Raw genomic sequence first — 14,683 nt, forward strand, 5'->3', positions numbered from 1 at the left:
CCACACACACGGGGGCGGCTGATCCGGCGCGGAGGTCGCCGTGCGAGGCGGACGCCACCAGGCACAACACCGCGGTCATGCGGAGCAGTTGCCGCCGTGCACGACGGAGGCCGCCGTGCATCCCGGCGCACGCGAGGGCCGCGCAGAGCCGCAGGTGGTGCTGCGGACGACCACCCGCCGACGGTCAGAAGCTGCCGTAGTTGACCTGCCAGGTCGGCAGGCCCATCCGGCGCCACACCGCGACGACGCGATCCCGGTCGTCGAGCGAGATCCGCACCGCGAAGCGGTGACGCACGTGCCGGTTGAACAGCTCCGCCTTCACCACGTCGTCGCGGCGGCCGTCACCCGCGGCCCGCATCCACAGCTCGTCGTACGGGACCTCGTGCGTCCGCAGCCACGCCTGCGTCCGCTCACGGTGCTCCTCACCGCGCCCCGAGAGCAGGACGACGACATCGCCGTCGGCGCCCCGGAAGGAGCGCAGCGCATCGCGCACCGACACGTTGAGCAGGTCTTCCTCGCAGCGGGTGAAGTCGAACGGACCCCGCGCGCCCCGCAGGGCGAGCGTGCCGTCGATGTCGCACATGACGGCCGAGGGGAGGGCCGGGTCCGCGATGTACGGCTCGACGGACGGCTCGTCGTTGAGCCACTCCGCGGTGAGCCGCCAGCCGCCCCGCCTGGCCACGCCGTGCTTGTGGGCGAGGAGGCGGATGATCTCCTCGCCGACCGCCCGCTCCCGCTCGGCGTCGCGCCGGATGCACTCCTCCACCGGCACGTCGGTGAAGTCGTGCACGACGAAGGTGGCCTGTCCCGCCACGGCCGCCTTCAGCCGCTTCGGTATGTGCGGCGTCATGTGCGTGTTGTCCACCACGACGTCGAAACCGCCGTCGACGGCCGCGCGCACCGCCGCGTCCTGGATCGCCAGCACCGTCTGCTCATGCGCGTGCGACCGGCCGCGCTCGGGCGCCGGGACGTCGAGCATCATCCGCAGATCGTCGAGGTTGACGCGACGCATCCGGCCCTCGGTCTCCGCCTGCATCCGGCGCGCGGCGGTCGTCTTCCCCGAGGCCGGAAGCCCCGTCATGACGTGTACTACGGGCACGGTCAGTTCTCCTCGTCGGTCTTGAACGGGTCGGATGCCTCCGGCCGGGTGGAACGGTACGTCACGAGCTCGGTCGGGCGCCCGTCCAGGCGCAGGAACATCGCGGGGCGCAGCGCCGCGTCGGGCAGTGCGCTCACCGCGCGGGCGAAGGCCCCCCGGTCGCCGGCGAGCGGGGCGAGGGACCGGAACGCCTCCTCGATCGCCTGCTCGCGGTCGGCCACCTGCTTCTCGATTCCCGCGATGACACCGCGCACCCAGGCGTCGAACTCGTCGGGCACCTGCTCCAGCAGCGCGTCCAGCGGCCGGCCCCCGGACGCGGTGACGTCCTCGGCCGAACAGCCGAGCGCCTGCGCCACCTGCTTGGCGGGCAGCCCCGCGAACCGCTGGACGCCGTGACCACGCCAGACGTCCCGTTCGGTCACGCCGGTGAGCACCTTGTGGAGCCGGACGTACTCGGTCAGCTTGGCCTTGGCCCGTACACCGGAGGCGAAGCGCAGCACGAACCCCTCGGCCTCGGTGCCGGTGGCCGCCCGGCCGCCGGGGAGCCGGTTGCCCTCGGTCAGGGCCAGCAGTTCGTCGAGCGGCATGGCGGGCCACACGGTGACCACCGAACCTATGTCACCCCAGTGCGTCGCGGCCTCGGACAGCGCGACTTCCGTGCCGTCCTTGGCGTAAGCGGCCAACAGCACCAGGTCACGGCGCTCGCCGTAGTCGACGACGATCCGGTTCTGCGGGTAGAGGATCTCGGCCAGGTAGGTCACCCCGGGGACCAGGCCGCAGGTGTCCTTCCCGTCGAGCAGACGCTGTGCCCACGTCGCCTGGGTGCTGATGAACGAGCCCTTGGACGCGACCCGCCACCGGCCGGCGTAGTGGAAGACCACCGCCAGACTGCCGTCGACCTTCTCGTACACCTCGAACGGCTCGTCCGGGAGCTCGGGCGCATACGGCTGACGGGCCTCGTGCTCACCCACGTTGAAGAACTTGGGCAGCGGCAGCGCCACGATCTCACCGGTGACGTCGTCGGCGACCAGACCGCGACAGCGGGTCGTCACCCGGTTCCACACCCGCTCGTACTGGCACACCCGCGTGTACGTGTAGATGGACAGCGGCAGTTCCGGGTGCGGCTTGCGCGTGACGTGCCCCGCGTCGAGCGCGGCCGCCAACTCCTGCGGTGGCAGCAGCTCGTGAAGAGTCAGGTTGACCTGGCTCATGGTGTTCCTCCCCTTGCTGATCCCTGATTGTCACGCGAAGGGAGGGCCGGTGAACAGCCGATTTAGCTCCGGACGCGGCGCGGGCGGGCACGCGCCGCCGCTTTTCAGCGCGTCTCCCACGACGAGGTGCCGCCCCGCGTCGAGTACTCACTGACCGAGGACGGCAGACGCCTCAACGACGCACTCCGGCCACTGGCCGTCCGGGGTCGCGAGCGGACGGCCTCTCGCGCGACGCAGGACGCGGCGGACGGGGTCGTCCGGATGTGAAGTCGCCTGCCCCGGCTGCTCGTTGGCAGTCATGACCGGCGTTTCGGGTTCTCTGCCGCTGGACGGCCGGCCACTGGTGGAATCGGTGCCCTCGGCCGGGATCGGGAAAGGGTCCTGAGGGCCTTCCACGGGTTCCGGGACACGTTTTGGGCGCGCTGCGCTCTGTCCGGGTCGCTCACCTTCTGACAGGGCTCCGTCCGGCCGCCTGCGGCTTGGTGAAAGTGGCTCCGACCTGGTGTTTCTCCGGAGATCTCGTAGGCTGGGGACGTCTGTCGGACAGTCGCGGAGGGGGCCCTGATGAGTGGGAAAGACCTGAGGTACGACGCTGCCTGCATCAAGGTGCTCGAGGGGGTGGAGGCCGTGCGGAAGCGGCCCGGCATGTACGTGGGCTCGACCGCCGAACGCGGCCTGCACCAGATGGTGTTCGAGGTGGTGGGCCGGGCCGTGAACGCGGTCCTTGCCACCGGCGGCGGCCGCGTCGATGTCACCCTCACTCCCGACGGGGGTGTGCTCGTGGCGGACGACGGGCCGGGTGTTCCCTTCGAGGGCGACGCGGATGCCGACGGCCCGGGCCTGGAAGCGCTACTGACCGGTTTTCCGGCCGGGCCGGGGCCCGCCGGCCGCCACGTCGCGGACGTGGGGTATTTCCACGTGGGCCTGATGGTCGCCAACGCCCTGTCGAGCCGGCTCACTGCCGAAGTGCGGTGTGAGGGGGTGCGCCGAGCCCAGGAGTACGCCCGTGGTGTCGCCCTCACTCCGCCCGTCGCCGTGGGATCCACGACCACGACCGGCACGACCATCGCCTTCTGGCCCGACACCGAGATCTTCGAGACGACCCGGTGCTCGTTCGCCGTCCTGGCGGAGCGCCTGCGGCAGGTGGCCTTCCTCTCCCGCGGCCTGGAGATCTCGCTGGCCGACCGGCGTCCGGACGGAGGAGCGCGGAAAGTGCGGTTCTGCTTCCCGGACGGGGTACGGGACTTCGTGGCCGCCCTCCACGCGGAGACCGGCGGGGCCGTCGCCGCGGACGTCGTCGCCTTCGAGCGGGAGGACCCGCGGATGGCGGGGGCCATGGAGGTGGCCCTGGTGTGGCAGGGTTCCGGCGAGGACCGGGTGCGCGGCTTCGCCAACAGCCGGCCCACTTTCGAGGGCGGCGCGCATCTCGACGGCTTCCGGGACGGGCTGGCGACCGCGGTCACGGCGTACGGGCGCGCTCGCGGGCTGCTGACGGCGGTCGCCGCCGACGTCGGAGCCGACGGCATCTGGGACGGCGTCACGGCCGTCGTGTCGGTGAAGCTGGACCATCCCGAATTCCTCGGTGCCACGCGCACTCTCCTGGGCGGCACGGAGGTGCGTGCCTGCGTCCGCGAGGCCGTCCGGGATCATGTCGGCACCTGGCTGGACGCGCACCCGGAGGACGCCGCGCGGATCGTCGACCGCATCAACCGGAGCGCCGACCGGGACTGAGGAGCGGTGGATCAGGGAGCGACACGTCTGCGGGACGGTGCCGTGCCGGTCGGCGCCGGCGGTCCCGTCCCGCAGCTTCCCTGTCTCGTTCCGCCGTCCGCCTCCGGGCGGTCGACCGGAGCCGGATCAATCTCGACGTCGTCCTGGTCGGACACGACGGCGGGCAGGTCGGAGAGGCCGTACTTGGCCCCGTCGCGCTCGTTGCCCGACTCCTGGGCCCAGGGAGCCTGGTTCTGCGTGACGGTGTAAGTCCCGTAACAGCCCGCCGAGTTGATCGTCTTCGAGGCCATTTGGGCGCGCTTGCCGTTGACGTAGAGGGCGCGGAGCTTGTTGTCGCGGTTGAGGGTGGCCTTCCAGATGTTCCCGCTGTGCTGTGCCCAGCCGGTCACCTGAACGCCTCCGTCCAGGATCGGCTTCTCGTCCGGGTAGGCGGCGTCCACGACGCTGTGCCCGTTCGTGCCGGAGTCGACCGAGGTGAAGTTGATGGTGCTGCTCACCGGGTAGGTCCCGCCCCGGAGATTGACGTTGATGGCCCCGGTCATGTCGCTGTCGACCGTGCGCACGACGTCCCGGGCGTGCTGCAGGGTCCTGAACGGCGCCGCGATCGTCCCGGCATGGGCGTCGTCACCGTTGAGGGCGACGTAGTACGTCGCCTGGGTCGTGGCCGAGGCCGGGGTCGAGAATGATGTCAGCAGCGCGGCGGTGACGCCCACCGCGAGTGCGGGGCCGACAACACGGCCGGCTACGGCAGGTCCTGACCCGAACGGCTGCGCCCCCGCGACATACGCCGGCACCGGTGGCCGCACCGCGTCCTGACGGTTCCCGCCGGCAACGGCCCACGCCCGGGGCATCGCGGCACCGGCGTGACCCCGCCGGACGACCACCGCCAGGGGGCTGTCGCGCGACGGCCGGGGCTCCGGAACGGTGCCGGAGCCCCGACCGCGCTTGCTGTCAGGTTCTGCGGACGGGACGAACTACCGGCTGAACGTCCAGTCCTGTGAGCCGTCCGTGGTCGCGTTCTGCAAGGTCAGCGGGGATCCGGCGGAGGCTCCTGTCAGATAGAGGCCCGGGTTCTGCGCCGACCGCAGTCGGTAGTGTCCGTCGCTCGTCCTGACGAGGGTCCATGCGCCGGTGGCGCTGTTGTCCACCCACTGCCCGATCTTCTGACCGGCCGTCGCGTTGCCCGTCCAGACGGCTGCCGCCCTGCCGCCCGACCTGTTGAGCAGGGTGACACCGCCCTTGGGTTCGGTCACCACGTGCCAGTACTGGGTGTCCGTGATCGCCGCCGCGCCGAAGTCCTCGAGGACGACGTCGGGCACGTCCCCGTTGCCGAGGTTCGCGTCGTTGGTCTTGTTGCCGGTGCCGATCACCTGGCCGGTCCGGCGGTTGACCAACCGGTAGTAGGCGCCCGCCGAGCCGCCGAGGTCGACCTCGGCGTGCGCGATCGTCGAGGTGCCCTGGTTGTTGAGTATCGCGACGCGGCCGGTCCCGTCGACGTACTGCAGGTTGCGGCTGTAGCCGGCCGGCGAGGTGGTCTGGTACTCCGTCCACACGCCGTCGCTGCGCCCGCTGTCGTTGACCCACACGTCGCCGCTGCCCGCCGCGTTGTAGACCAGACGTCCGTCGGGAAGCCGGATGACGACCGGGCTGCCGCCGGTCGCGAGAGGCCGGGAGCCGGCGACGACCGGCAGCGAGGTGACGGCCATGCCGGTGGGGGAGCCGCGGAAGAACTTCAGCGGGTCGTCCGCGACGACGTACCGCGTGTTGGCTCCGCCGCCCCAGTACTCGAAGGTGAGCAGCCACCGTCCGTCCGCCGTGCGCACGACGTTCGTCATGCCCGGTCGGCCGCCGCCGATCTCCTTCTTCCCGCCGCCCATGTCCTGGTCCGAGCCCGCGATGTCGACGACGGGAGCGCTCCAGGCGCCGCTGCTCCCGTTCCAGGTCCGGTGGACGAGGATCTGGCCGTGCGAGTCCGCGGCGGTGTCGTCGGCGGGGTCGGGGGTGGGGACGCCGGTCACCGGGTCGAAGCCCGTGTAGTCGTTCTCGTCCGAGTAGTAGCAGACGAGTTTGCCCTGGTAGACCATCAGGTACGGCTCCCAGAGGGGATCGACCTGCTTCTTCGTGTTGGCGTCCGCGACGTTGTGGCCGACCGCGCCGGCGCTGCCGCCCTGCCAGCCGCCGGTTGCGATGACGTTGACGACCTTCCAGGTCCTGCCGTCGTCGGTGCTGGAGTACAGGGCTATGGCCAGGTCCTTGCGGTCCCCGTCGTTGTCCGGCGTCCAGCCGGGGTCGGCCGCCTTGTGCTCCTTGTAGTAGTAGTCGTCCCCCGACACGACACTGGCGAGCAGCAGCGTGCCCTTCTTGAGGGCGCCGACCTTCTGCGGGAGCACGTAGAGGTAGGGGTTGGTCCAGTTGCTCGTGTACTTCGCGTAGCGGGGGTCCTTGGAGAGGTACGCCGGAGCCCTGACCTCGGACAGCGGCTGCCACGAGGTGCCGTCGTCGTCACTCTTGTAGACCGGGAGGGTCTGCCCGTCCGCGCTGCCCGTCGCCGACACCACGGTGGACTTCTCGAAGGACGCGACGAGACGTCCGTTCGCCAGCTGCGCCGACTTCGGGTAGACCGCGCAGTTGCCACGGCCCTTGAGGCACGGCTCGTTCCCGAGCTGGTAGAGGGTGCCGCCCGTCGGGTTGTACGCCTGCGCGGCGAACGCGGGCACGGCCAGCAGCGCGCACGCGGCGGCGAAGGTTCCCAGTGCTTTTCCCAGGCTTGTTCTCTGCATGGTTCCTTCTTCTGGGTGGTCAGGAAGGGATGCCGGTTCAGTTGCCGTCCGCGCCGGTGTCACAGACGAGCACGCGCACGTCCCACGGGCCCAGGCGCAGCGCGGCGCCGGCCGGTACGGGCCGGTCGTCGAGGACGTCGGTCAGGTCGCCCGGGACGTCGACGCTCGTGGGTTCCCAGCTCCAGTTGTGCACGATGTGCACGCGGCGTCCGTCGGGAGAGGCGCCGGTCGTCGCGGTCACGGAGACGGGGAGCCCCTGCCACCCGCTGCGCGGGGCCGGAGCCAGCCAGGCGGCCAGGCTACGGGCGAGACCGCGGCCGGGAACCGTGCCCACGCAGGTCACCCGGCCCGCACCGTGCCGACGGGTGGTGACGGCCGGCCAGCGTCCGAAGTGCGGGTGCTCGTACGAGGCCAGGACCTCGGCGTCGGTGACGGTGAGACTCTCCGCCCAGTGGATCGCCGTCGCGTCGCCGGGCACGTCGAGCGTGCCGCCGGGTACGCCGCGGACCGGCACGTCGTGCAGGAGGTTGCTGAACTCGTCGTAGCGGACGCCCGCCGCCTCCGTGAGGCGTCCGGGGGCCGCTTCGAGGCGGGCACGCGCCTCGTGGTCGGCATAGCCGGTGCGCGGGCCGAGCACGAGGTGACCGCCCGCGTGGGCGTAGGCCGCGAGCCAGTCGATCGTCGCGTCGTCGACGACGTACAGGGCGGGCGCGACGAGCACCGGATGGCGCCGCACGGCGTCCTCGGGGGTCATTCCCTCCCGCTGTCCGCTGGGGTCGTGCAGCTGCCGGGCGTGGACGATCCGCACCTGACGGCCCGCCTCGAAGACGCCGCGGTAGAAGGGGTCGAAGACACGGTGGTAGGCGGCGGGGTCCGGCGTGCCGTCCGACTTCGACAGCGGCGGGTACTTCTGCATCAGCCACTTGCTCGGCATCGAGTAGACCATGGCGATGTCGCTGTCCGGCTCCAGGCCGGCGACGAGCGGCCCGGCCTTGTCGAACTCGGCTCCCAGGCGGGCCACTTCGGCATACGTACGGCCCGGTTGTCCGTTGTGCGGGAGGACGCCGCCCCAGTAGGTCTCCGCGCCGAAGCGCAGGGTCTGCCACTGCCAGTACTCGATCATCCGGGCGCCGCGGGCGACGTGCGCCCATGCGGTCTGGCGCCACTGACCGTCGTAGCCGGGACGGTTGTCCCAGGGGAAGCCGATGGAGTTCGCGTTGGTCTCGGTGACCAGGAACGGCGCCTGGCGGGAGGAGAACATCCAGTCGGCGGTCTGGTACATCGCCCACACACCGGTGGTCTTCCAGACCTGCTCGTGCGTGTCCGGTGTGGGATCGGGGAGCAGCAGGCCGTCCTGCATGTCGTAGTACGGGTTGCCGGAGGCGATGTCGAGGCGGTCGCTCATCTCGTCGTCCTCCACCCCCTGACGGGTGTAGGAGATGCAGGTGGTGACGAACTGCCCGGGCCGGGCGTACTCCCGGACGAGGTCGGCCTGCCAGCCGATGAACTCGGTGACCTGGCGGGCCTGGAACGCGCGCCAGGCGACGTCGTACTGGGGCTGCTCGTTGCCGTCGGGCGTCCACAGGTCCGCCCAGGTGGAGAGGCGGTGCGACCAGTAGACCAGGCCCCACTCGCGGTTGAGGGTCTCCACGTCGCCGTACGTGGTGCGCAGGTGGTCGACGAAGCGCTGGAAGACGCCGTGGTTGTGGAGGAGGTGCAGCCCCGGCTCGTTGTCCACCTGCCAGCCGATGACCGCGGGGTGGTCGGCGTACCGGGCGGCGATCTTCCGGATGACCCGTTCGGCGTGGAAGCGGAACGCCGGGTGGGTGAAGTCGACCTCCTGGCGGGCGCCGAACCCGATGCGCTCGCCGGTGCGCCGCTCGCCGGCGATCTCCGGGTACTGGCGGGCCAGCCACATCGGCGCGGCGTAGGTCGGCGTGCCGAGGACGACGGAGATGCCGCGTTCGTGGGCGCCGTCGAGGACCGGCTGGAGCCAGTCGAGGTCGAAGCGTCCGTTCTCCGGTTCCCAGGTCGACCAGACCGACTCGCCGACCCGGATCACGGTGAAGTTCGCCTCGACCATCAGGTCGAGGTCGGTCTTCAGCCGTTCGTCGGGCCGAAGTTCAGGGTCGTAGGCGGGCGTGTACTCGTGGTAGTACGCGGCGCCGAAGAGGACACGGGCAGGCAGAGCCGCCATGAGGGGAAACCTCCGAGAAGACGGGGAGAGGTACGGGTGGTGCGCGTTACTGCTTGACGCCGCCGGAGGCCAGTCCGCTCTGCCAGTACCGCTGCAGCATCAGGAACGCCACGACGAGCGGGACGATCGAGATGAGGGAACCGGTCACGACCAGCGCGAACATGTCGCTGCTGGCGCCCGCTCCGCCGTTCTGGGCCTGGGCGGCCCACGAGGAGAGGCCTACGGTGACCGGGTACAGATCCGGGTCGTTCAGCATGATCAGCGGCAGGAAGTAGTTGTTCCAGGTCGCGACCAGCGTGAACAGCAGGACGGTCACCAGGCCGGGGCTCAGCAGCCGCAGGACGATGCCGAAGAAGATCCGGGCCTCGCCGGCACCATCGATGCGGGCGGCCTCCAGGAGGCTGTCCGGGACGGCGTCCTCGGCGTAGACGCGCATCAGGTAGAGGCCGAACGGGTTGACGAGGGAGGGCAGGATGATCGCCCACGGGGTGTTGACCAGGCCCGCCTTCGCGAAGAGCAGGTAGGTCGGGATGGCCAGGGCGGTGGTCGGCACCATGACGGCCCCGAGAACCAGGTTGAAGGCGGTGCGGTCGCCGCGGAAGCGGAACTTGGAGAAGCCGTAACCGCCGGCGGCGGCGAGGAGTGCGGCGCCGACGGCGCTGACGCCCGCGTACACGACCGTGTTGAGCAGCCAGCGGACGAAGACGCCGTCGTCCTGGGTGAAGGTGTCCTGGATGTTGGTCAGCAGTTGCGGGGCGTGCGAGAACCACAGGCCGAAGCTGTTGAACAGGTCCTGCGTGCTCTTGGTCGAGGCGATCAGGAGCCAGAGCAGCGGAAGGAGGAAATAGGCGAGGGCGGCCAGCATCGCGATGGTCAGCGGGGTACTGCGGCGGCGGGCCGACGGCCGGCGCTGCTTGCGGCCGCTCGTGCCGGCGGTGGGCCCGGCGGCCGGTGCGACGGTGGCTTCGGGGGTGAGGGAGGTCACGGAGTCCTCCTGCGGTTCGCGGTGAGCAGGACGGCGTAGGAGGCGATCACGATGACGAGGCCGAGGAGGAAGGAGACCGTGGCCGCGTAGTTGACCTGTTGGCCGGTGAAGGCGAGCGTGTACGCGTAGAGGTTGGCGGTGTAGGAACTGGTGATGACGTCCGGGGCGATGTTCATGAGCAGCTTGGGCTCGTTGAACAGCTGGAAGCTGCCGATCACGGAGAACAGCAGGGTGAGCAGGAGCGCCGGGCGCAGGGCGGGAATCTTGATCGACCAGGCGATGCGCCAGGCGCCGGCGCCGTCCATGGACGCTGCCTCGTACAGCTCGGTGGGGATCGTGCGCAGCGCGGCGTACAGGATGATCATGTTGTAGCCGACGAACTCCCAGGTCACGATGTTGGCCAGGCTGCCGAGCATCCAGCCGTCGCTGAGGAAGTCGGGGACGGGCAGACTCACCTTCCGGGCGATCTGGGCGAACGGGCCGAAGTCCGGGCCGTACAGATAGCCCCACATGAGCGAGGCCACCACGCTCGGCACGGCGTACGGCACGAAGATGCCCAGCCGGATCACCCGGGCGAGGCGCAGAAGGCCGCTGTCGAGGGCGAGCGCGAACAGCAGCGCCAGCAGCAGCATGAGAGGCACCTGGATCACGAAGAACAGTGCCACGCGGCCGACGCCGTGGAGGAACTGCGGATCGGTGAGGGCCTGTGTGTAGTTGTCGAGGCCGACGAACGCCGTGCCGCCGATCAGACGCTCCTGGAAGAGGCTGAGGTAGGCGGCGTAGCCGAGCGGCGCGAGGAAGAGCAGGAGGAAGAGCACCATGAACGGTGCGACGAACAGGGGTCCTGCCGACCGTCGCCGGCTCGCGCCGCCGCGACCGGGCCGTGTCGGCCCGTCTCGGCGCCGGCCCTTGGGAGAGGCCGCGGTTGTGGCGGTCATCATCGGCCCTTTCTGGGGAGGGGTGGCTGGTGGGGGAGCGGGGGCGGGTCCCGCGCCGTGGCGCGGGACCCGACGGGCCGTCAGGAGTTGACGGTGAAGCCCTGCTTCTTGGCGTACGTCGTGAGCCTCGACTGCCAGGTCCCGAGCGCGCGGGCGGTGTCGGAGCCGTCGGCCAGTGACTTGCCGACGGTCTCGGTCCAGTCGGTGGCCGCCTGGTCGAGGAACGGCGGCCACTGGAAGGAGGAGCTGACCGTGGAGCTGATGTCGGCGAAGACCTTGTTGACCTTCTGGCCGCCGTAGAAGGCCGGCGCGTCGCCCACGAACGAGGCGTCGGTGAGCAGGGCCTTGGTGGCGGGGAAGAAGAACTGCTCGGTGGCGAACATCTTCGCGCTGGCCGGGTCGCTGTTGAGGAACTGTGCGAACTGCGCGGCCGCGATGGGGTTCTTGGTGGACCGGATGACCGCGGTGGTCGAGCCGCCCCAGTTGCCCGAGCTCGGCTTCGAGGCGTCCCACTGCGGGAGCGGGGCCGCTCGCCACTTGCCCGCGGTGGCCTTGGCGGAGCCGGAGAGGAACACGGGGCCCCAGGCCGCGGTGATCCAGGTGGCGTACTTGCCCTTGTTGAGCGCGGAGTACCAGGAGTCGGTGAAGTCGGGTTCGACGCCGATGACCCCTTCCTTCGCCAGGCCGCCCCAGTACGTGGCGAGCTTCTGCGAGACGGCGTCGTCGACGCTGATGGTGATGTCGCTCTTGCCGGAGGTCACGTACGGCTTGGCGCCCGCCTGCCACAGCAGACCGTGCCAGGCGGCGACCTGGCTGGCGGCGAGGTTGGTGAGGTAGACGTCCGGGTCGGCCTTGTGGAGCTTGCGGGCCGCCGCGGCGAACTCGTCCCAGGTGGTGGGGACTTCGATGCCGTGCTTGTCGAAGATGTCCTGCCGGTAGAGCATGCCCATCGGGCCGGTGTCCTGCGGGATCGCCCACACCTCGCCGTTCGTTCCGCTGACCTGCCCCCAGGTCCAGTCGACGAACGTGTTCTTGAGCGCGGCGGCGCCGTAGGGCCGCAGGTCCAGCAGGCTGTTGGTGATCGTGAACGTCGGGATCGCCTGGTACTCGATCTGGACCATGTCGGGGGCGCCGCTGCCGGCCTTCAGCGCGGTGCGCAGCTTGGTGTACTGCGGGGTGCCCTGACCGGCGTTGACGACCTTGACCTTGATCGCCGGGTACTTCTTCTCGAAGAGGGCGACCTCCTTGGCGATGTCCGGGACCCACGTCCAGAACGTCAGCTCGGTCGGCGTCTTCATCGCCTTGTCGATGTCGGCCTGGCTGATCGGCTTCGCGGAGGCCGAGGAACCGCCGCCGCTGTCGCCGCAGGCGGTGAGGGCGGCGCCCAGTGACACCGCTCCCGCGGCGGTGAGGAAGAGCCGGCGGCTCATCTGGGACGGGCTGGGGGTGGAGCGGAGTCTGTACATGGTGAACTCCCGCCGATGGCTGAGGAAGGGCACGCCGGACAAGGGCATGCGGAACAAGGGGTGACGAGGGAGAGACAGGGATCGGACGTGGCGGCCGGGACACGGGTGCGACGGGCCGGGGTACGTCCTGGTGGCCTCACCCGGCGGGCTTGCCGCCGCTGCGGCGGAAATCCGGTGGCCGGGGGAGGGAGAGGAGGGACGGAGAGGTGCTGCGGCGTGCCTGGAGTTCGGCGGCCGCGGGTGAGGAAGGCACAGGCGCCCTTGCTGCCGCGGGGTTTCCGCGGGCTACGGGGGCGTCGGGCCGGGGACGGCAGGCGCCGTGACCGGCGCGCGGGCCGGGCCCCGCGTTCGTGCGCCCGGCGGTGGGGCTGTTGCCCGGGCTGCGTGCCCCGGTCAGTCCTGGGCTGGGACGGTCGCCTTCGCGGGCGGGGCGGGCCCGCCCGTGCTCGGACGGTGGGCGACGCGGTGACCGTGATCCCGGGGTGGCCGGGTGGGAGGCGGCGCGGTGGAGGCACGGAGGACGAGGTCGACCGGCGGCTCGCTCGCCGGCAAGGGATCCGCCTGAGGGTTCTCGATGATGTGCACGAGGCGTTTGATCCCCTCCTGCGCCACGACGTCGAAAGGCTGCCGGATCGTGGTGAGCGGAGGAGTCACGTAGGCCGCGACGGGGATGTCGTCGAAGCCGACCACGCTGACGTCCTTCGGTACGCGTCGGCCGGCTTCGGTCAGGGCCCGGATGAGGCCGATGGCCATGTCGTCGTTGGCGGTGAACACCGCGGTGACGCCGGCGTCGGCAGCCAGCCGGCGGCCGGCCGCGTAACCGGAGGCCGCCGACCAGTCGCCTTCGATGACCGGCGGTACCGCCCTGCCGTTCCCGACCAGCGCGGAGCGCCAGCCCTCGGCACGGTCGCGGGCCGCGAACCACCGCTGCGGTCCAGCCAAGTGATGGACCGTCAGATGTCCCAGGTCCAGCAGGAATTCGGTGGCCGTCCGCGCCATGACGTCGGCGCCGACACCGGCCACCAGCGACCTCGGCGCCGAGAACGGCGGCGCGCCGAGGACGAGGACGGGTACGTCCACGTCGAGGCGGGCCGAGAGATCTCCGTCCCGCCCGTCGTCGATCGGCTCGGAGATGACGATGCCGTCCACACCCTGGTCGAGGAGTGAATCGACGGCGGGGGCGACGCCGGCGGGGTCGCCCTCCACGGTGTTGACCACACGCAGGGCGTAGCCCGTGTCCCGTACGGCGCGCTCCACGCCCATGATCAGCGAGGCGGGTCCGTACAGGGCGGTTCCCAGTGTCACGACCCCGATCGACCGCGTCCGTCCGGAGGCGAGCGCCCGGGCGGCGTTGTTCAGTCGGTAGCCGAGTTCGTCGGCGGCCTCGAGGACGCGTCGGCGCACATCGGCGGAGACGTACGGCTCGTCGTTGAAGACCCGGGACACCGTCTTCTGGGAGACGCCCGCGACCCGGGCCACGTCCACACTGCGCGGTGCGCCGGAACTTCCGCCCCGCCTTGCCCCTCGCGTCATGGTGTCTCCCGGACGTCGTGATGGTTCCAGCGGCACCGGTGGGGCTCTGCCCGGCCGATTCCGTCTGACTGCGCTGCCATGTCTACGCAGTCAGACGGAAGCCGTCAAGTGTCCGGAATACATTCGTGACACCCTCGAAACCCGAGGGGCGGGTTCGCCGGGCGTCCTGCGGGAAAAGCGGGCGTGGCATCGGTCGCGCGGCTTGACGTCCCTCGTCTGACTGCGTAGACATATTCGCGAACCGGGTGGCCGGAATGCGGCGTCGCGTCCCGCGCCCGGCGCGCCGAGTCCATGCCGCCCGCCCGCCTGCCTGCCTCGTCCCCGCGTCGTGGCCCGCCGGACGCTCCTGCGACACGGGGCGCCGCGTCCTGCGGCAGGGCCCGGCGGACGTACGTCAGCGGCGGCCGGTCCGTGCGGCGGAGGCGTCGAGGACGACGAAGGTGCGTGCGGGCTGTTCGAGGTGGGGCGGACGGCCCGCCTCGGCGACCGGTTCGAAGCGGGCGTTCGCGAACGACGCGGCCTACGCCACGCCGTGGGCCGGCGTCGCGACGCGGTCGCTCTCGCCCCACAGGACGAGGGCCGGGACGCCGACCGCCGAGAAGCGGGGGCGCAGGGCGGGGTCGATCATGCCGGGCCGCCGGAGAGGACCCGCAGGGCGGCCGTGAAGACCGAGGGGCGGGGAAGAAGGAGGGCGCAATCGAGGGAGTCCGCGAAGTAGCGGCCAGGGGGTCCGCGAAGTAGCG

At 70.9% G+C, this 14,683-nt stretch carries 10 protein-coding genes and 1 pseudogene; 2 read left to right on the plus strand and 9 right to left on the minus strand.

What is annotated here, in order from left to right:
* Window positions 1-184: 184 nt before the first annotated feature.
* Both C6376_RS26830 and C6376_RS26835 read right to left on the minus strand, forming a co-directional pair.
* Window positions 185-1,099 carry an AAA family ATPase gene (locus C6376_RS26830; RefSeq protein ID WP_107445787.1) on the minus strand — a complete coding sequence of 305 codons (915 nt, stop codon included), beginning with the start codon at window positions 1,097-1,099 and terminating at the stop codon, window positions 185-187.
* A 2-nt stretch (window positions 1,100-1,101) separates the two neighbouring features.
* Window positions 1,102-2,310 (minus strand): T4 RnlA family RNA ligase, encoded by a 1,209-nt coding sequence (locus tag C6376_RS26835; RefSeq protein ID WP_107445788.1) that lies wholly within the window; start codon window positions 2,308-2,310, stop codon window positions 1,102-1,104.
* 105 nt (window positions 2,311-2,415) lie between these two features.
* Here C6376_RS26835 and C6376_RS26840 point away from each other — a divergent pair.
* Window positions 2,416-2,577: pseudogene (locus C6376_RS26840) on the plus strand (winged helix-turn-helix transcriptional regulator); the annotation flags it as partial.
* Between the two features lie 297 nt (window positions 2,578-2,874).
* On the plus strand, window positions 2,875-4,041 hold the full coding sequence (locus C6376_RS26845; protein ID WP_107445790.1) for an ATP-binding protein: 1,167 nt from the start codon (window positions 2,875-2,877) through the stop codon (window positions 4,039-4,041).
* Window positions 4,042-4,052: 11 nt separating this feature from the next.
* On the opposite strand, the gene C6376_RS26850 is transcribed toward C6376_RS26845, so the two are convergent.
* The 7 genes from C6376_RS26850 to C6376_RS26880 form a co-directional block, all read right to left on the minus strand.
* Window positions 4,053-4,754: a hypothetical protein gene (locus tag C6376_RS26850; protein WP_254076062.1), complete on the minus strand. Its 702-nt coding sequence runs from the start codon at window positions 4,752-4,754 to the stop codon at window positions 4,053-4,055.
* A 261-nt stretch (window positions 4,755-5,015) separates the two neighbouring features.
* Window positions 5,016-6,821: an RICIN domain-containing protein gene (locus C6376_RS26855; protein ID WP_107445791.1), complete on the minus strand. Its 1,806-nt coding sequence runs from the start codon at window positions 6,819-6,821 to the stop codon at window positions 5,016-5,018.
* Between the two features lie 37 nt (window positions 6,822-6,858).
* A complete protein-coding gene (locus C6376_RS26860) occupies window positions 6,859-9,018 on the minus strand; it encodes a beta-galactosidase (protein ID WP_107445792.1) in 2,160 nt (719 codons plus the stop codon).
* Between the two features lie 46 nt (window positions 9,019-9,064).
* The gene (locus C6376_RS26865) at window positions 9,065-10,003 is read right to left on the minus strand and encodes a carbohydrate ABC transporter permease (protein ID WP_107445793.1); all 939 of its coding nucleotides are present in this window, start codon (window positions 10,001-10,003) and stop codon (window positions 9,065-9,067) included.
* Entirely contained in the window at window positions 10,000-10,941 is a 942-nt protein-coding gene (locus C6376_RS26870) for a carbohydrate ABC transporter permease (RefSeq protein ID WP_216825690.1), read from the minus strand. Before C6376_RS26870 ends, C6376_RS26865 begins: the two co-directional genes overlap by 4 nt.
* A gap of 80 nt (window positions 10,942-11,021) precedes the next feature.
* Window positions 11,022-12,407: an ABC transporter substrate-binding protein gene (locus C6376_RS26875; protein WP_107445795.1), complete on the minus strand. Its 1,386-nt coding sequence runs from the start codon at window positions 12,405-12,407 to the stop codon at window positions 11,022-11,024.
* 393 nt (window positions 12,408-12,800) lie between these two features.
* The gene (locus C6376_RS26880) at window positions 12,801-13,892 is read right to left on the minus strand and encodes a LacI family DNA-binding transcriptional regulator (RefSeq protein WP_216825691.1); all 1,092 of its coding nucleotides are present in this window, start codon (window positions 13,890-13,892) and stop codon (window positions 12,801-12,803) included.
* Window positions 13,893-14,683: the final 791 nt, after the last annotated feature.

Source organism: Streptomyces sp. P3 (assembly GCF_003032475.1).
In the GTDB taxonomy this organism is placed as follows: Bacteria; Actinomycetota; Actinomycetes; order Streptomycetales; family Streptomycetaceae; genus Streptomyces.